The 17,494-nt window shown below is 70.0% G+C and carries 14 protein-coding genes and 1 rRNA gene; 8 read left to right on the top strand and 7 right to left on the bottom strand.

All coding sequences use genetic code 11. The features are described 5' to 3' along the window. Window positions 1-19: 19 nt before the first annotated feature. Window positions 20-132 (top strand): 5S ribosomal RNA (rrf, locus tag QTI33_RS30220). A 26-nt stretch (window positions 133-158) separates the two neighbouring features. Here the strand turns inward: rrf and QTI33_RS30215 are convergent. Next, window positions 159-1,277 carry a DNA topoisomerase IB gene (locus QTI33_RS30215; protein ID WP_444814912.1) on the bottom strand — a complete coding sequence of 373 codons (1,119 nt, stop codon included), beginning with the start codon at window positions 1,275-1,277 and terminating at the stop codon, window positions 159-161. 160 nt (window positions 1,278-1,437) lie between these two features. On the opposite strand from QTI33_RS30215, the gene QTI33_RS30210 reads away from it, so the two are divergent. Next, window positions 1,438-2,475, top strand: coding sequence for a purine-nucleoside phosphorylase (locus QTI33_RS30210; RefSeq protein WP_286510248.1), 1,038 nt, complete (start codon window positions 1,438-1,440; stop codon window positions 2,473-2,475). On the opposite strand, the gene QTI33_RS30205 is transcribed toward QTI33_RS30210, so the two are convergent. Further along, window positions 2,472-3,677 (bottom strand): Y-family DNA polymerase, encoded by a 1,206-nt coding sequence (locus QTI33_RS30205; RefSeq protein WP_286510254.1) that lies wholly within the window; start codon window positions 3,675-3,677, stop codon window positions 2,472-2,474. The genes QTI33_RS30210 and QTI33_RS30205 overlap by 4 nt on opposite strands. Before the next feature lie 112 nt (window positions 3,678-3,789). Here QTI33_RS30205 and QTI33_RS30200 point away from each other — a divergent pair, with 112 nt between their 5' ends. Further along, window positions 3,790-4,350 (top strand): putative glycolipid-binding domain-containing protein, encoded by a 561-nt coding sequence (locus QTI33_RS30200; RefSeq protein ID WP_286510247.1) that lies wholly within the window; start codon window positions 3,790-3,792, stop codon window positions 4,348-4,350. Between the two features lies 1 nt (window position 4,351). Here QTI33_RS30200 and QTI33_RS30195 read toward each other — a convergent pair whose 3' ends face one another. Both QTI33_RS30195 and QTI33_RS30190 read right to left on the bottom strand, forming a co-directional pair. Next, the gene (locus tag QTI33_RS30195) at window positions 4,352-5,692 is read right to left on the bottom strand and encodes an MFS family transporter (protein WP_286510246.1); all 1,341 of its coding nucleotides are present in this window, start codon (window positions 5,690-5,692) and stop codon (window positions 4,352-4,354) included. 101 nt (window positions 5,693-5,793) lie between these two features. Next, window positions 5,794-6,951: an alpha-hydroxy acid oxidase gene (locus tag QTI33_RS30190; protein WP_286510245.1), complete on the bottom strand. Its 1,158-nt coding sequence runs from the start codon at window positions 6,949-6,951 to the stop codon at window positions 5,794-5,796. Between the two features lie 157 nt (window positions 6,952-7,108). Here QTI33_RS30190 and cynS point away from each other — a divergent pair, with 157 nt between their 5' ends. Together cynS and panE are read left to right on the top strand one after the other, a co-directional pair. Continuing rightward, window positions 7,109-7,552 (top strand): cyanase, encoded by a 444-nt coding sequence (gene cynS / locus QTI33_RS30185; protein WP_286510244.1) that lies wholly within the window; start codon window positions 7,109-7,111, stop codon window positions 7,550-7,552. Between the two features lie 69 nt (window positions 7,553-7,621). Then, on the top strand, window positions 7,622-8,557 hold the full coding sequence (gene panE, locus QTI33_RS30180) for a 2-dehydropantoate 2-reductase (protein ID WP_286510243.1): 936 nt from the start codon (window positions 7,622-7,624) through the stop codon (window positions 8,555-8,557). A gap of 305 nt (window positions 8,558-8,862) precedes the next feature. On the opposite strand, the gene pbpC is transcribed toward panE, so the two are convergent. Genes pbpC through QTI33_RS30165 form a run of 3 tightly spaced genes read right to left on the bottom strand, consistent with a single transcriptional unit; the run spans window position 8,863 to window position 12,613 of the window. Then, window positions 8,863-11,013, bottom strand: coding sequence for a penicillin-binding protein 1C (gene pbpC / locus QTI33_RS30175; RefSeq protein ID WP_286510241.1), 2,151 nt, complete (start codon window positions 11,011-11,013; stop codon window positions 8,863-8,865). Continuing rightward, window positions 11,010-11,708 carry a GntR family transcriptional regulator gene (locus tag QTI33_RS30170; protein WP_286510240.1) on the bottom strand — a complete coding sequence of 233 codons (699 nt, stop codon included), beginning with the start codon at window positions 11,706-11,708 and terminating at the stop codon, window positions 11,010-11,012. The genes pbpC and QTI33_RS30170 overlap by 4 nt, the downstream gene beginning before the upstream one ends. Then, the gene (locus QTI33_RS30165) at window positions 11,708-12,613 is read right to left on the bottom strand and encodes a polysaccharide deacetylase family protein (protein ID WP_286510239.1); all 906 of its coding nucleotides are present in this window, start codon (window positions 12,611-12,613) and stop codon (window positions 11,708-11,710) included. The genes QTI33_RS30170 and QTI33_RS30165 overlap by 1 nt, the downstream gene beginning before the upstream one ends. A 155-nt stretch (window positions 12,614-12,768) precedes the next feature. On the opposite strand from QTI33_RS30165, the gene QTI33_RS30160 reads away from it, so the two are divergent. Genes QTI33_RS30160 through QTI33_RS30150 form a run of 3 tightly spaced genes read left to right on the top strand, consistent with a single transcriptional unit; the run spans window position 12,769 to window position 17,424 of the window. Next, on the top strand, window positions 12,769-13,959 hold the full coding sequence (locus QTI33_RS30160; protein ID WP_286510238.1) for an ABC transporter substrate-binding protein: 1,191 nt from the start codon (window positions 12,769-12,771) through the stop codon (window positions 13,957-13,959). Window positions 13,960-13,981: 22 nt separating this feature from the next. Continuing rightward, window positions 13,982-14,860, top strand: coding sequence for a branched-chain amino acid ABC transporter permease (locus tag QTI33_RS30155; RefSeq protein ID WP_286510237.1), 879 nt, complete (start codon window positions 13,982-13,984; stop codon window positions 14,858-14,860). Further along, on the top strand, window positions 14,857-17,424 hold the full coding sequence (locus tag QTI33_RS30150) for a branched-chain amino acid ABC transporter ATP-binding protein/permease (protein ID WP_286510236.1): 2,568 nt from the start codon (window positions 14,857-14,859) through the stop codon (window positions 17,422-17,424). The genes QTI33_RS30155 and QTI33_RS30150 overlap by 4 nt, the downstream gene beginning before the upstream one ends. Window positions 17,425-17,494: the final 70 nt, after the last annotated feature.

Below are 17,494 nucleotides of genomic sequence, written 5' to 3'. Positions count from 1 at the left end.
AAGGTGACAACCCTTTATGCCTGATGACCATAGCGAGTTGGTCCCACTCCTTCCCATCCCGAACAGGACAGTGAAACGACTCAGCGCCGATGATAGTGCGGGTTCCCGTGTGAAAGTAGGTCATCGTCAGGCTCTTACAGCCCAATCCGCCCAGCCCCTCAAAAGGCTGGGCGTTTTGCTTTGGGCGCGCCGGTTTTGCGTTTCGACGCCAACCGATGTTGCCTCAGGAATTCCAGCAATCGGGCTTCCGCGGCATACAGATGGCGCCTGCCCTGCGTCCGCGCGCCGATCCGGGTCCAGATCTCCCCGATGGCGTCGCTTTTGGCGGCCAGCGCGCTGCCGAGCGCCAGCACAGCGGGATGCACATAGGATTTCTTGCAGACCGCCGGCGTGTTGCCCAGCTGTTTCGCCACCGCCGAGAGGATCTCCTTCGCGCTGTAGCGCACCGCGTCCGGCTCCCCTGAGGTGCAGGCGATGCGGGTCAGCTCCAGCGCTTGAACAGTTCCATGCCAGGTGCGGAAATCCTTGGCGGTGAAGTCGCCGTCGGCGATATGACGCAAGTAGTCGTTCACATCTGTGGACGAGATGGCGCGCGGTGTGCCGTCATCCGATGGGTATTGGAACAACTCCTGGCCGGGCAGCTGCTGGCACCTGCGCACGATCGTCGCGATGCGCGCATCGTCCACCCGGGCCTCGTGCATGACTCCGCTTTTGCCCCGGAAGCGCAGCTTGAGCGCGCTGCCCTGGATGTCGACGTGCTTGTTGCGCAGCGTCGTGAGGCCGTAGGAGCCGTTGCTGCTGGCGTATTCCTCGTTGCCCACGCGCAGGAAGGTGGTGTCGAGCAGCCGCACCAGGGTGGCCAGGACCAATGGCCGCGACAGCGGTGCCGTCTTGGCGCCGGAGGCCAGGTCGCGTGCCACGCGGCGGCGGATCGCGGGCAGCGCCCGGCCGAAGGCTTCCAGCCGCTCGAATTTGCTTTCGTCCTTCAACTGGCGCCATTCGACGTGATAGCGGTACTGTTTGCGGCCTCGGGCGTCGATCCCGGTGGCCTGCAGATGTCCGTTCGCGACCGGGCAGATCCACACCTTGTCGTAGGCCGGAGGAATTGCCAGGCGGCGAATACGCAGGATCTCGCCGTCGTCGCGCAGCCAGTTGCCGCCGGTGTCCCGATAGCGAAAACCGGCGCCCCGGCGGACCCGGCTCCAGCCCGGCATGTCGGGGTTCACGTAGACCAGTCCATTGGCAAGGGGAACGGGGCGTTGATTCACGGTGGGCATGGTGTTTGCGACAATCTCGACCGAACAAGCGGACAGGCTTCAGAGCCTGCCGCCGAGGTCGGCGCACCGCTGTAGGACGCCGCAAGTGTTGCCGGTGCGATGCCCGCCCGCGGCCGCGTCCTTTCTTTCCTGTCCATTCCCCTTTTTCCCGGAGTTTTCCATGTCGTCAGTCTGGTCTCGTCGCGCCCGCTGGGGTGCGCTTCCTGCCGTGGCGGTGCTCGCTGCGGCGTGCACCTCGGTGGCGCCGACGCGCGTCGCCGAACCGGTCAAGGTCAAGGTCTTCGTTGGCGCCATGTTCGAGATCGGCCAGAACACCGGCGACCGTGCCGGCGAGTTCCAGCACTGGTACGAGCGCTACTGGAAGGACGCCGTGCCGGTCACGGTGCCCGGCGCGCTGCAGCCCGTGTATTGCAACCCGGACGGCGTCTGCGGAGCGGTGCTCGGCATGGGCAAGGTCAACTCGTCGTCGTCGATGCAGGCCATCCTGACGAGTCCGAAGTTCGACTTCTCGAAGGCCTACTACGTGATCTCGGGCGTGGCGGGCACGCCGCCGTCGCGCGGCACCATCGGCGAGGTCAGCTGGGCCACCTGGCTGGTCGACTACGACCTCGGGCATCGCTGGGCGCCGGAGGAGAACAAGGCCGGCGAGCCGACCTTCATGCCGCGCAAGGGCTACGAGGAGTACCGCCGCTTCAAGCTCAACCCGACGCTGGTGGCCTGGGCGATGAAGCTCTCGGCCGACACGCCGCTGAAGGACTCCGACTCGGCCAAGGCCTACCGGCTGCGCTACCCGCAGGCGGCGGCGCGCCGCGCGCCCTTCGTCGGCACCGGCACCCACATGACCGGCGACACCTTCTTCCACGGGCCGGGCATGTCGAACCAGGCGCAATACATCGCCAAGCTGTATGGCGCCGACGACTACGTGATCACCGAGATGGAAGCGGCCGCGATCACGCTGGTGATCAAGCGGCAGCACGGGACCGACCGGGTGATGAGCCTGCGCGGGGCGGTCAATTTCGACCAGGGCAACCCGCGCGAGACCACGCTGCAGCATCTGGATCCGGCGCCGGGCGAAACCGCGGGCGGTTTCGCCGAGACGGTCCAGAACATCGAGCTCGTCGGCAGCCGCGTGGTCGATCACATCGTGGCCGACTGGCCGCAGTGGCAGGCCGGCGTGCCGGCGCTTCCGGCGCGCTAGAACAAGGAGGCGGTCTGCGCGGCCGCCTCGTCGGCCGCCGGTTTGCCGCGGCGCACCGTGCCGGCTGGGGCCACCGGCTCGGCGTCGGCTTCGCCGGCCTTGGCCAGCGTGCCCACGCGCACGCCGAGCAGGCGCAACGGCCGCTCGAGCGGCACCCGCTTGAGGCATTGGCCGGCGATCCGGCGGATCGCCTTCGCATCGGCCGTGAAGCATTCGATGGTCTGGTCGCGGGTCGCGATCCTGAAGTCGCCGTAGCGCAGCTTGATGCCGATGGTCTTGCCGACATAGCCCTTGCGCTGCAGGTCCGCCGCCAGCTGCTCGCACAGGCGGGTGAAGATGGCGCCGAGCTCGGCCCGGTCGCGCACGGCGTGCAGGTCGCGCTCGAAGGTGGTCTCCCGGCTCATCGACACCGGCTCGCTCTCGGTCACGACCGGCCGTTCGTCGCGGCCCCAGGCGACCTCGTGCATCCAGGCGCCGGTGGCCTTGCCGAAGTGGGCGACGAGCCAGTCGCGCTCTTTCGCGGCGAGCTCGCCGATGGTGTGGATGCCGTGGCCCTGCAGCTTCTCGTCGGCCTTCGGTCCGATGCCGTTGACCTTGCGGCACGGCAGCGGCCAGATGCGGGCCTGCAGGTCGTGCTCGAAGACGATCGAGATGCCGTTCGGCTTGTCGAACTCGCTGGCCATCTTGGCCAGCAGCTTGTTGGGTGCGACGCCGATCGAGCAGCTCAGGCCGGTGGCCTCGAAGATCGACTTCTGGATCAGCCGGGCCAGCACCCGCCCGCCTTCGCGCTGGCCGCCCGGCACCTCTGTGAAGTCGATGTAGACCTCGTCGACGCCGCGGTCCTCCATCAGCGGGGCGATCTCGGTGATGACCTCCTTGAAGCGGCGCGAGTACCGGCGGTATTCGTCGAAATCCACCGGCAGGATCAGCGCCTGCGGACACAGCTTGGCGGCCTTCATGAGTCCCATCGCCGAGCCGATCCCGAACTGGCGTGCCGGGTAGGTGGCGGTGGTGATCACGCCGCGGCCGGCGTAGTCCTTGAGCAGCGGGAAGGCGGCCACCGGGATGTCGGCCAGGGTGCCGCCCTCGGGCACGGCGCGCAGGGCCTCGTCGACCTTGCGCCGGCCGCCGCCGATCACCATCGGCAGGCCCTTGAGCTGCGGGTAGCGCAGCAGTTCGACCGAGGCATAGAAGGCGTCCATGTCGAGGTGGGCGATGCGGCGGATCGGTGCGGTCGTCACGCCGTCGATTGTCGCCCAGCGTTGCCTTGGCGAGGCTTGCGCTGGATGGCATGCCGGTGCCATGATCCGGCCCATGCAGACGCTCGCAACGATCCTCTGGCGCCGGCTCGGGCAACCGGGCCACGACGTCTGCCGGCTCGAGCGCGCGGGCGAGAACTGGCAGATCGACGGCGGGGCCGCCTTCCGCCACGAGGACGGCCGGGTCGCCCAGCTGCACTACCGCGTGCGCTGCGACCGCGCCTGGCACACCCAGTGGTGCACGGTGCGCGGCTGGCTCGGCGGGGAGGCGATCGACCTGTCGATCGTCCACGATGCCCATGGCGGCTGGAAGCTCAATGACGTGCCGGTGGCCGAACTCGGCCACTGCGTCGATCTCGACCTCGGCTTCACGCCGGCGACCAACCTGCTGCAGCTGCGCCGGCTGCACCTGGCGGCCGGCGAGGCCGCCGACGCGCCGGTGGCCTGGCTCGACCTCGACGGCGGCGGCCTGACCGAGCTGCAGCAGCGCTACGAGCGGCGCAGCGACAGCGACTACTGGTACGCCGCGCCACGCTTCGACTACGAGGCGATGCTCGAGGTCACGCCGGACGGCTTCATCCGCCGCTACCCGACGATGTGGGAAGCCGAAGCCTGATTCAGTGGTCGTGGTGCAGGTAGGAGGCCTGCTTCGGCAGCCGCCAGGCGACCGCGAAGGCCAGCACCATCATGCCGGTCACGTACCAGAAGAAGGCGCTCTCGTGGCCGATCGACTTCAACCCCAGCGCGACGTATTCGGCCGAGCCGCCGAAGATCGCATTGGCCACCGCATAGGCCAGCCCGACGCCCAGCGCGCGCACCTCGGGCGGGAACATCTCGGCCTTCACGATGCCGCTGATGGAGGTGTAGAAGCTCACGATCGCCAGCGCCAGGATGATCAGCAGGAAGGCCGCGACGGGGCTGGTGACGTTCTGCAGCGCGGTCAGGATCGGCACCGTCGCCACGGCGCCCAGGCCGCCGAACAGCAGCATGTTGGTGCGCCGGCCGATGCGGTCGGACAGCGCGCCGAACAGCGGCTGCATGCACATGTAGACGAACAGCGCGACCGTCATCACATAGCTGGTGGTCTTGATCGGCAGGCCGACCGTGTTGACCAGGTACTTCTGCATGTAGGTCGTGAAGGTGTAGAAGATCAGCGAGCCGCCGGCGGTGTAGCCGAGCACCGTGAAGAAGGCGGCCTTGTGATGCTTGAAGAGTCCCGCGAGGCTGCCGGCCTCCTTGTTGGCGCGCGACTCGGCGCTTTGCGTCTCGTGCAAGGTGCGGCGCAGGAAAAGCGCCACCACCGCCGCGATGGCGCCGATCACGAAGGGGATGCGCCAGCCCCAGGCCTTCAGCTCGGCCTCGCTCAGCAGCTGTTCGAGCACCACGATGACCAGCACCGCCAGCAGCTGGCCGCCGATCAGCGTGACGTACTGGAAGGACGAGAAGAAGCCGCGCTGGCCGCGCAGCGCGACCTCGCTCATGTAGGTGGCGGTGGTGCCGTACTCGCCGCCCACCGACAGGCCCTGGAACAGCCGGCAGACCAGCAGCAGGAAGGGCGCCCAGGCGCCGATGGCCGCGTAGGTGGGCAGGCAGGCGATGGCGAGCGAGCCGGCGCACATCATCGTGACCGAGATCAGCATCGAGGTGCGGCGGCCGTAGCGGTCGGCGACGCGGCCGAACAGCCAGCCGCCGATCGGGCGCATCAGGAAGCCGGCGGCGAACACGCCCGCGGTGTTGAGCAACTGCGCGGTCGGGTCGGACTTGGGGAAGAAGGAGGGCGCGAAATAGAGCGCGCTGAAGGCGTAGACGTAGAAGTCGAACCACTCGACCAGGTTGCCCGAAGAGGCGGCCATGATCGCGAAGATGCGGTGGCGCTTTTCTTCGGTGGTGTAGGGGCGGTGGGAGGCGGCGGGATCGACGGCGGCAGCCGTCCCCGCGGCGGACGCGGCGGAGCTCATGGAGAAGTGCTTCTATCGAGTTGTTATGGCGCTTCCGATGATGCCCCATGCAGCCCGCCGATGCTGTCGGCCGGGACCGTGACCCGGCTGGCAGTGCGTCTTCAGAACGTGCCGGGCAAGAGGATGCTGGAGTCGACCTGGTCGATCTGCGTGCGGCCGCAGAAGGCCATCGTGATGTCGAGTTCCTTGTGGATGATCTGCAGCGCGCGGGTCACGCCGGCCTCGCCGTAGGCGCCGAGGCCGTACAGGAAGCTGCGGCCGATCATGGTGCCGTGGGCGCCCAGTGCGCGCGCCTTGAGCACGTCCTGGCCGCTGCGGATGCCGCCGTCCATCCAGACTTCGATCTCGGTGCCCACCGCCTCGGCGATCGCCGGCAGCGCCGCGATCGAGGAGGGCGCGCCGTCGAGCTGGCGGCCGCCGTGGTTGGAGACGATCAGTGCGTCGGCGCCGCTGGCCGCTGCCAGGCGGGCGTCCTCGACGTCCATGATGCCCTTGAGGATCAGCTTGCCGCCCCAGAGCTTCTTGATCCACTCGACGTCGGCCCAGCTGAGCGTGGGGTCGAACTGCTCGGCGGTCCATGACGACAGCGAAGACAAGTCCTTCACGCCCTTGGCGTGGCCCGCGATGTTGCCGAAGGTGCGGCGCTTGGTGCCCAGCATGCCCATGCACCAGCGCGGCTTGGTCGCCAGGTTCATGAGGTTCTTCAGCGTCGGCTTGGGCGGGGCCGTGAGGCCGTTCTTGATGTCCTTGTGGCGCTGGCCGAGGATCTGGAGGTCGAGCGTGAGCTGCAGCGCGCTCACGTTGGCGGCGCGGGCGCGCTCGATCAGGCGCTCGATGAAGTCGCGGTCGCGCATCACGTAGAGCTGGAACCAGAAGGGATGGCGATCGGTCTTCTCGGCGATGTCCTCGAGCGAGCAGATGCTCATGGTCGAGAGTGTGAACGGGATGCCGAAGGCCTTGGCCGCCCGCGCGCCGTGGATCTCGCCGTCGGCATGCTGCATCCCGGTGAGGCCGGTCGGGGCGATCGCCACCGGCATCGCGACCTCCTGGCCGATCATCGTGGTGCGGGTCGAGCGCCCTTCCATGTTGACCGCCACGCGCTGGCGCAGCAGGATCTTCTGGAAGTCGCTCTCGTTGGCGCGGTAGGTGCCTTCGGTCCAGGCGCCGGAGTCGGCGTAGTCGTAGAACATGCGTGGCACGCGGCGCTTGGCGATGGCTCGCAGGTCTTCGATGGTCGTGATCTTGGACAGGTCTGGCACGGGAAAGGGCTCCTGGGTTCTGTGGCTGCGCAATGCCTATTATCTTCGGGACCGCTCGCGCCCTGTAACCGGTGCACCATCGCGGCACGGCAGTTGCTTGTGTCTGGTGCATGGCAACGCCCGTTGCCGACCGCATCGACCCACAGGAGCATTCGAAATGAACCGCAACGACGTCACCGAGAAGATCATCACCGTGAAGGTGGCGAAGGCCATCCAGTGGGCCGACGTGGCGAAGAAGGTCGGCTTGTCGAAGGAGTGGACCACCGCCGCCTGCCTCGGCCAGATGACGCTCGACGCCGCCCAGGCCAAGGTGATCGGCAAGATCTTCGGCCTCACGGCCGAAGAGCAGAAGTGGCTGCAGGTGGTGCCTTACAAGGGCTCGCTGCCCACGCCGGTGCCGACCGATCCGCTGATCTACCGCTGGTACGAGGTGGTGAGCGTCTACGGCACGACCATCAAGGCGCTGATCCACGAGGAGTTCGGCGACGGCATCATGAGCGCGATCGACTTCAGCATGGACATCCAGCGCCAGCCCGACCCCAAGGGCGACCGCGTGAACGTGGTGCTGTCGGGCAAGTTCCTGCCGTACAAGAGCTACTGACCGCGCTCGCCAGCAGACTGGCAGGCAACGGCGCAGAATCCCCCGTCCAACATCGACGAGGAAAGATTCATGCGGATCCTGGTAGTGGGCGCGGGCGCGCTGGGCGGGTATTTCGGTGGCCGGCTGCTCGAGGCCGGCAAGGACGTCACCTTCCTGTTGCGGCCGCGGCGCGCGGCGCAGCTGGCAAAGACCGGGCTGGTGATCGAGAGCCCTCGAGGCGGCCTGCGGCTGCCCGCACCGCCTTCGGTACAGGCCGACGCCATCGGTGGGCCCTACGACGTGGTCGTCGTCGGTTGCAAGGCCTACGACCTGGCGCAGACCATGGCGTCGTTCGCGCCTGCGGTCGGGCCCGGGACCGCCATTCTTCCCTTGCTCAACGGCATGCGCCATCTGGACGAACTCGGCGCTCGCTTCGGCGCCGAGCGCGTGCTCGGCGGACTGTGCATGATCTCGGCCTCGCTCGACGACGAGGGCACGGTGCTGCACCACAACGACATGCACGGCCTGACCTTCGGCGAGTTCAACGGGGCCCGTTCGGCCCGGGTGCAGGGCCTCGAAGCCGCCTTCGCCGGCGCGAACTTCGACGCCCGCGCCTCCGGCAACATCCTGCAGGACATGTGGGAGAAGTGGATGTTCATCGCCTCGGCCGCCAGCATGACCTGCCTGATGCGCGCCACCGTCGGCGACATCGTGCAGAGCGGCGGCACCGACGTGGCGGACGCGATGGTGGACGAGTGCGCCGCGATCCTGGCCCACAACGGCTTCGCGCCGCGCCAGGAGTCGCTGGCACGCGCCCATGCGATGCTGAACGCCAGGGGTTCGTCGATGACGGCGTCGATGTTCAAGGACATCGAGCGCGGTGCCGCCATCGAAGCAGATCACATCGTGGGTGACCTGCTGCGCCGCGGTGCCGACGGCGGCGAGCGGGTCACGCCGCTGCGGATCGCCTACGCGCACCTGCTGGCCTACGAAGCCCGGCGCGCGCGGGAAGCGAGCGGCGGCTGATCGGCCACTACTTCAGCCTGCAGAAGGGCCAACCCTCGATGCCGGCCCAGATGCAGGCGCGAATCCATGCGACCACCATCTGCGGGTCCTGGGCTTGCGGCACGGTTGTCATCTTGATCAGCATCACGGCCTCCGTCGCGGTGTGGAGCGAACTCCCATGTGTGAAGGTATAGCGCCGGCGAGGCGTGAGCGGCAGCAGCCGCCAGCCTGAGAGGGCGTGGGCCGCGGCGCGGGCCGGCTGTACGCCGTTGGTCGGTTGCCTGCCGTCGGTCGCGGCTGACAGCCGTCGGACGCCTTCGCCTGCTTCAGCGCCCGGCCCCCGCCACCACGCCCGCGCCGCGCACTTCGAGCCTGATCTCGTCGGCCACCTGGCCGCGTGCATCGACCAGCTGCACCCGGTGCCGGCCGGGCCAGGGCAGCCATTGCGCGCTGGCGCCGCGCGCCAGGGGCTTGCCGTCGATGCGCCATTGCACGCCGCGGCCCTCGGCCTCGAAGCGCACGCGCTGGCGATCCGGCGGGATGTCGGGGTCGAGGGCGAGGATCGTGCCGTCCGCCGGCGCCGTGATGCGCGGCGCCGCCTGTGCCGTCGAGGCCTCGGGCGCGATCGCGAACAGCGGCTGCTCGGTGCCGGCGATGAACCACTCGCTGCGCGCCGCCTCGAGCGCGTCGCCGAAGCGAACCGGCGCCTGCAGCACGCCGGCCGGCGGCGCCGGCGCCCGGCTCGGTTCGCTGCGATGCAGGAAGGCCATCGTCTGGGCCCAGACCGGCGCGGCGCCGCTGGTGCCGCTCACGTCCCACATCGGCGCGCCGCTGGCGTTGCCGACCCAGACGCCGACCGTGTAGCGCGCGGACCAGCCGATCGCCCAGTTGTCGCGCATGTCCTTGCTGGTGCCGGTCTTCACGGCGCTCCAGAAGCGGGTGCCGAGCACGCTGTCGAGGCCGAAGGTGCGGGCACGGGCGTTCGGGTCGGCCAGGATGTCGCCGACGATGAAGGCGGCGCGCGGATCGATGGCCGTGGCCTGGTCCCTGGCCGCGGGAGCTGGCCCGGGCAGGTCGCGGGTGTTGCCGAAGCGTCCGCCGTTGGCCAGCGTCCGGTAGGCGTTGGTGAGCGCCAGCAGCGAGACCTCGGCACTGCCGAGCGCCAGGCTGTAGCCGTAGTAGTCGCCGCTCTGCGCCAGCGGCAAGCCGGCCGCGCGCAACTGGCGCGCGAAGGCCTCGGGCGAGACCATCACCAGCGTGCGCACCGCCGGCACGTTGAGCGAGGCCGCGAGCGCGGTGCGCACCGAGACGTAGCCCTTGAACTGCCGGTCGTAGTTCTGCGGGATGTAGAGGCCGCCGGCGGTGTTGATCTGGGCCGACGAGTCGTCCAAGAGCGAAGCGGCCGTGAGCCTGCGCTCGGCCAGCGCCTGCGCGTACAGGAAGGGCTTGAGGGTCGAGCCCGGCTGCCGCTGCGCGAGCACGCCGTCGACCTCGGCCGCGCGGCTCAGCGTGCCGGACGAGCCGACCCAGGCCAGCACCTCGCCGCTGGCGTTGTCCAGCACCACCAGCGCGCCGTCCTCGACGTTGCGCCCGCGCAGTTCACGCAATTGGCGCTGCAGCGCATCGAGCGCGAAACGCTGCAGCGGCGCCCGCAGGGTGGTGCGCAGCGGCCGGACCGGATGGCCGACTTCCTTCAGCGCCCGGCGTGCCAGGTGCGGCGCGATGCCTTCGCTCGGATCGAAGGCGCGCCGCTGCAGCGCGGCGCTCGCGAACATGTCGAGCGCCGCGCAGTCGGGCTTGGCGCCCGGCTCCATCGCCCGCAGCAGCTCGCAGGCGCGCTGCGCCACCAGCGCGGGCTTGGCGTTGGGCGCGCGCACCAGCGCGGCCGCCACCGCCGCCTCGCGGCCGTCGAGCCCATGCGGCGCCTTGCCGAACAGCGTGCGCGACAGGGCGTCGATGCCGACGATCTCGCCGCGGAAAGGCACGGTGTTGAGGTAGGCCTCGAGGATCTGGTCCTTGCGCCACTGGCGCTCCAACTGCTGGGCGGCGACCGTCTGGCCCAGTTTCTGCGCCAGGCTGCGGCCGCCGCCGGCGCGGCGCAGGTCGTCGTCGAGCAGGCCGGCGAGCTGCATGGTGATGGTCGACGCGCCGCGGGTCCGGGTGTTCCAGAGATTGCCCCAGGCCGCCGCCGACACCGCGCGCCAGTCGACGCCGCTGTGTTCGTAGAAGCGCTGGTCCTCGCTCAGCAGCATCGCGCTGCGCAGGGCTGGCGAGATGTCGGCCAGCACGATCCAGTCGCCGCGCCGCACGCTGGCGTCGGTGCGCACGCGCTGCAGCAGCAGGCCGTCGCGGTCCAGCACGGCGGTGTCGGACGGGCGGAAATCGCGCCGGACCTCGTCGAAGCTCGCGAGACCGGCCCAAGCCGGCGCCGCCAGCAGGACGGCCAGCGCGATGGCGAGCGAGCGCCGGCCGGTCATGCCATCCCGAGCAGGTGCGCCAGCGTGCGTTCGGGGGCGGCGCGCTGCACCGACACGTTGCGCTCCAGCTCGCGCAGGTGCTCGTCCATCAGCCGGGCGGCGCCCTCGGCATCGCCGCGCGCCAGGCAGTCGACGATGCGCTCGTGCTCGTCGTGCTCGCAGGCGGCATTGCCGGGCGGCTCGTACAGCGCGACGATCAGCGAGCAGCGCGACACCAGCTCGGCCAGGTAGCGTTCGAGGATCGGATTGCGCGCCAGGGCGGCCATGCGCAGGTGGAAGGAGCTGGCGAGCCGGGCCCAGGCCGGCTGGTCGAAGCGGTGCATGGCGTCGTGCTCCTGGCGCAACTGCTGGCGCAGCTCGCTGAGGTCGCGCGCGGTGGCGTTCTGGGTCGCCAGCCGCACGACCAGCGTTTCGAGCCCGCGCCGGGCCTCGAAGATCTGCCGCGTTTCCTCGGGCGAGGGCATGGCGATGATGGCTCCGCGGTTGGGCCGAAGCTGCACGATGTAGTCGTGCGCGAGGCGCTGCAGCACACGGCGCACCACCGAGCGGCTGACGCCGAACAGCTCGCACAGAGAGGCCTCGGGCAGCTTGGTGCCGGGCGTCAGGCGCTGGTTCATGACGCTGTCGAAGACCGCGCCGTAGATACGCTGCTCGACGTCGTCGGCGTCTTCGTCGGTGGGGGCCTCGGGTTTCATCACTTGGGTTCCAGCGTTTCCATGTGCCGGCAGATCGCGCCCGGCGTGGTGAACCATAGCTCACCGCGGTCGCGCATGCGCGCCAGGTGGGAGAGCGCGCGGCGCAGGTGGCGCAGCCGGTAGGGCTGGCCGACGATGTAGGGGTGCAGCGCGAGGCCCATCACCAGCGGCTGGCGGCGCGACTGTTCGAGCATCTCGTCGGCGTTGTCGATCACCATGCGGGCGAAGTCCTTGGCGTCCATCTGGCGGGCGATGATCATCGGGATGTCGTTGAGCTCCTGCGGATAGGGCACCGACCACAGGGTGCGGCCGCTGCGCGTGCGCATGCGCAGCGGCTGGTCGTCGTGGCACCAGTTGAGGGTGTAGCCGTAGCCGGCCTCGGCCAGCAAGTCGGGCGTGAGCGGGCTTTCCGAGATCCAGGGCGAGAGCCACCCGGTGGGGGCCTGGCCGCTTTCCAGGCGCATCCGCTCGCGGCAGTCGGCCAGCAGCGCGGCCTCGTCGGCCTCGGCCATGTCGGACTGGCGCTCGGAGTTGCTGTGGCCGTGGCCGATGAGTTCGTCGCCGCGGGCCACCGAGGCGGCGACCAGTTCCGGGCAGTGGTCGTAGAGCGCGGTGTTGAGCAGGGTGCTCGACGGCAGGCCGAGGCTGTCGAACAGCTCGAGGCAGCGCCAGGCACCGACCCGGTTGCCGTACTCGCGCCACGAGAAATTGAGCACGTCCGGGTGCGGATGCACCGGACCGATGCATGCGCCCATGCCCTCGCCGAAGGCGAAATGCTCCAGGTTGAAGCCCAGGTAGACCGCCAGCCGGGCGCCGTTGGGCCAGGCATGGTCGGCGCGCCGCGTGATCGGCAGGTAGTCGAAGCGGCCGTGCGTGGGCAGCGGGCCGAGGTAGCGGGCGTTCATTCGGGATCTCCAGGTCGCGGTGACGCTGTTTGTCTGCAAGTTGTGTGCCGATTGTGAACAATCCATGTTCAGAAATGTGCGCGTGAATTATCGTGAATTGGCGACACTGGCACGGCGCTTGCATTCCGGCGGGAGTCCCATCCACGGAGATTCGCATGTCCCTCTTTGCCCGCCGCACTCTTGTTTCGAGCGCCTGCGCGCTTGCCTTCGCCGCCCTGTGGGGCACTGTCGCCGCTGCCGCCGAGCCGATCAAGATCGGCCTGGTGACCGCGCTCTCGGGCCAGTCGGCCCTCTCCGGCGAGGCGATCTCGCGCGGCCTCCAGCTGGCCATCGACGAGGTCAACGCCAAGGGTGGCCTGCTCGGCGGCCGCCAGCTCGAACTGGTGCGCCGCGACGACGAGGCCAACCCGGCCAAGGGCGTGGTCGCGGCCCGCGAGCTGATCTACAAGGAGAAGGTGGCGGTGCTCTTCGGCGGCCTCGACACGCCGGTCTCGATGGCCATCGTGCCGCTGGCGAACCAGGAGAAGGTGCCCTTCATGGGGCCCTGGGCGGCCGGCACGCCGATCACGAAGAACGGCGCCAATCCCAACTACGCCTTCCGGGTCTCGGCGGTCGACGAGACCGTCGACCGCGCCATGCTGCAGTACGCGCAGAAGACCTTCAAGTCGGCCAAGCCCGGCATGATCCTGGTCAACAACCCGTGGGGCGAATCGAACGAGAAGGGCCTGAAGGCGGCGCTGGCCGAGAAGGGCATCGCGCCGGCCGGCGTGGAGAAGTTCGAGGCCAGCGACCTGGACATGGTGCCGCAGCTCACGCGCCTGAAGGCCGCGGGCGCCGATGCCCTGTTCCTGGTCGCCAACGTCGGGCCGTCGGCGCAGGTGGTGAAGTCGCTCGACCGCATGGGCTGGAAGGTGCCGGTGGTCTCGCACTGGGGCCCCGCGGGCGGCCGCTTCACCGAGCTCGCCGGTCCGAACGCGAAGGACGTGCACTTCGTCCAGACCTACAGCTTCTTCGGCAAGCAGTCGCCGGTCGGCGAGCGCGTGATCAAGTCGCTGGTCGCCAAGTACCTGGCCATCAAGGGCCCGGGCGACATCACGCCGGCGGTGGGCGTGGCCAACGCCTACGACGGCATGCACCTGGCGGCGCTGGCGATCGCGCAGGCCGGCTCGACCGATGGCGACGCGGTGCGCCAGGGCTTCTACAAGATCGCCAGCTACGACGGCCTGATCAAGAGCTACAGGACGCCGTTCACGGCCGCCAACCACGACGCGCTGGGCGCCGACGACTATGTCTGGGCGCAGTTCGTCGACAACCGCATCCTGCCGGTCGGCCTGTCGACCAACTGAGCACGCGGCCGGGACTTCCAAGATGTCGATGTTGTCAGCGCTCCTCGGTGGCTTCGGCCTTGGAAGCATGTACGGGCTGATGGCCCTCGGGTTCTACGTGACTTATGCCGTCTCGGGCACGGTCAACTTCGCGCAGGGCAGCTCGATGATGCTCGGCGCGGTGCTGACCTTCACCTTCGCGCAGACGCTGGGTTGGCCGGTGGCGCTGGCCATCCTGCTGGCGCTGCTCCTGTGCGCGCTGTACGGCCTGGTGGTGGAGTTCCTGGCCGTGCGGCCCTTCGCCAGTCGCGGCTCCAACGCCTGGCTGATCGCCACCGTCGCGCTCGGCATCGTGCTGGACAACGCGGTGCTCTTCACCTTCGGCAAGGAGCCGCGCAGCCTGCCGTCGCCGCTGGCCGTGTCGCCGGTCTCGGTGGGCGAGGTCGGGCTTGGCGTCTACCCGCTGCAGCTGGTGATCCCGGTGGTCGGGATGGCGCTGGCGGGGGCGCTGCACGCGGTGTCGCGCCGCACGCGCTGGGGCGTCGCCATGCTGGCGGTGGTGCAGAACCGCGATGCCGCGCGGCTCATGGGCATTCCGATCCGGCGCGTGGTGGCGCTGGCCTTTGCGCTGTCGGCGGCCTTCGCCGGCGTCGCCGGCGTACTGATCGCGCCGCTCTTCAACGTCAACGCCGACATGGGCACGCTGTTCGGCCTCAAGGCTTTCGCGGTCGCGATCCTCGGCGGCATCACGAGTCCCTGGGGCGTGATGGTGGCCGGGCTGCTGTTCGGCATCCTGGAATCGCTGATCGGCGCCACGCTGGGCTCGAGCTACACCCAGATCCTGAGCTTCTCGCTGGTGATCGCGGTGCTGGCGCTGCGGCCGAACGGGCTGTTCGGCAGCGCGGAGGTGAAGAAGGTATGAGCGTCGTGCTGCCCCTCGTGCAGGTCCCTCCTGCTCCCGCGTCGAATCGGCTGGGCCTCGGCTCCAGTGGCCAGATCGCGGCCGTGCTGGTGCTGCTGCTGGCCGGCCTCGCGGCCGCGGCCGGCGTCAACGGCTACTACGTCTTCGTGCTGGCCAACGTGGCGCTGCTGGCCATCGTGGGCATCGGCCTCAACGTGCTGCAGGGGCTGACCGGGCAGGTGTCCTTCGGCCACGTGGGCTTCTATGCCATCGGCGCCTACACGGTCGCGATCCTCACGACCCGGGCCGGCTGGAGCTTCTGGGCCGCCTGGCCGGTCGCCGCGCTGCTTTCCGGCGCGATGGGCGCCTTGCTCGCCTTGCCGGCGCTGCGCGTCAAGGGGCCCTACCTGGCGATGATCACGATCGCCTTCGGCTTCATCGTCGAGCACGGCGTGATCGAGATGCGCGATCTCACGGGCGGCCAGAACGGGATCATGGGCCTCACGGCGCCCGCGCTGCCCTTCGCCGCCAGCGGCGAGAAGGCGATGGCGATGCTGGCCATCCTCACCGCCGGGGTCGCGCTGGCGCTGTTCGCCTGGCTCTCGCGCGGCAGCTGGGGCGCGGCCATGCGCGCGGTGCGCGACAGCGAGACCGCGGCCGAGTCGATCGGCATCGATCCGCTGGTGGTCAAGACCGTGGCCTTCGCGGTCTCGGCGGCGGCGGCCGGCATCGCGGGCGGCCTGTTCGCACCGCTGTCGGGCTTCGTGACGCCGAGCAGCTTCGGCTTCGGCCAGTCGATCCTGTTCGTGCTGGTGGTCGTGCTCGGCGGCGCCGGCTCGGTCGCGGGACCGCTGGCCGGCGCGATCATCGTCGCGCTGCTGCCCGAGCTGCTCTCCGGTCTGGAGGAGTACCGCCTGCTGTTCTTCGGCGCCATGCTGCTGGTGGTGCTCTGGGTGGCACCGGAAGGCGCCGTGGGGCTGTGGCGGCGGCTCCTGCCGCGGCCGAAGCGCGCTGGCGGCGCCGCGGCGCCGGCAGTCGAAGCCACCTTGCCCGCCCTGGGCGCGCGGCCTCGCGCCGCCCTGCGGGCCGAGGCGCTGACGATGCAGTTCGGCGGCGTGCGCGCGGTCAACGGCGTCGGCTTCGACACCGCGCCGGGCCGCATCACCAGCCTGATCGGGCCCAACGGGGCCGGCAAGACCACCGTGCTCAACATGTTGAGCGGCTTCTACAAGCCCACCGGCGGCCTGTTCAGGCTTGGCGACGAGATCCTGCAGGGCCTGGGCTCGCACGCGATCGCCCGCCGCGGCGTGGCGCGCACCTACCAGAGCTCGCAGCTGTTCGGCAGCCTCGGCGTGGAAGACAACGTGCTGCTGGCGCTGCACCGCGGCGCGCTCGGCGGGCTCTTCGGCGCCGGTGCCTTCGCCGCCCCGGCGCAGCGGGCGCGGGCCCGTGCGCTGCTGGCCTTCTGCGGCTATCGCGGGCCGGGCGACACGCCAGCCGCCGATCTCGCGCATGTCGACCGGCGCCTGGTCGAGATCGCGCGGGCGCTGGCGACCGAGCCGCAGGTGCTGCTGCTCGACGAGCCCGCGGCCGGCCTCTCGCGCGAGGACAAGGACCGCCTGGCGGTCCTGCTGCGCCAGATCGCCGAGGCCGGCGTCGGCGTGCTGCTGGTCGAGCACGACATGGAGCTGGTCATGGGCATCTCCGACCGGGTGGTGGTGCTCGACGCCGGCCAGCTGCTCGCGACCGGCGCGCCGGCCGAGGTGCAGGCCGATCCCCGCGTGCGCCAGGCCTATCTCGGCGAGGCGCTGGCGGCGCCCGAGGCGGTGCGCCTGCGGCCCGCGCCCGGCATGGCCGGGGAGATGCTCGGGGTCGGCGCGCTGGTGGCGGGCTATGGCGCCGAGCCGGTGCTGCATGGCATCGACCTGCAGGTGCGAGAAGGCGAGGTGGTGGCGCTGCTGGGGGCCAACGGGGCCGGCAAGTCGACGCTGATGCGTTCGCTGGCCGGCCTGCATCGGCCGGTGCAGGGCGGCATCCATCTGCAGGGGCACGAGCTCGGCGCGCTGGCGGCCGAGCTGATCGTCCGGCGCGGGCTGGTGCTGGTGCCCGAGGGCCGGCAGGTGTTCGCGGAGCTCAGCGTGCTCGACAACATCCGCCTCGGCGCCTTCCGCCAGCCGCAGGATCGGGAGGCGCGCGTCGAAGAGATGTTCGCCCGCTTCCCGCGCCTGCGCGAGCGGCAGCAGCAGCGCGCCGGGCTGCTGTCGGGCGGCGAGCAGCAGATGCTGGCGATCGCGCGCGGCCTGATGGCGCGGCCGCGCATCCTGCTGCTCGACGAGCCCTCGCTCGGCCTGGCGCCCAAGGTGATCGCCGAACTGTTCGCGGCCCTCGACGGCCTGCGCGCCGAGGGCATGACCATTCTGCTGGTCGACCAGATGGCGAGCCTGGCGCTCGCGCTGGCCGATCGCGCCTACGTCATCGAGGGCGGGCGCATCGTGGCCCAGGGCACGGCGGCACAGATCGCCGGCGACGATGCGCTGGCCCGGGCCTATCTGGGCGTGGACGGCGCCGAGGTGCACATCCGGTAACGGACTTCACGCTTCTGCGTGCTGCCGATGCGGGGCCGACACCGGTGCGCTCGACGATGGAATCTCCAAC

This window comes from Variovorax davisae (assembly GCF_030316845.1).
Lineage (GTDB): Bacteria > Pseudomonadota > Gammaproteobacteria > Burkholderiales > Burkholderiaceae_C > Variovorax > Variovorax davisae.
Note: the sequence above shows the minus strand (reverse complement) of the source record. Positions and strands in the feature narration are given on the sequence as shown.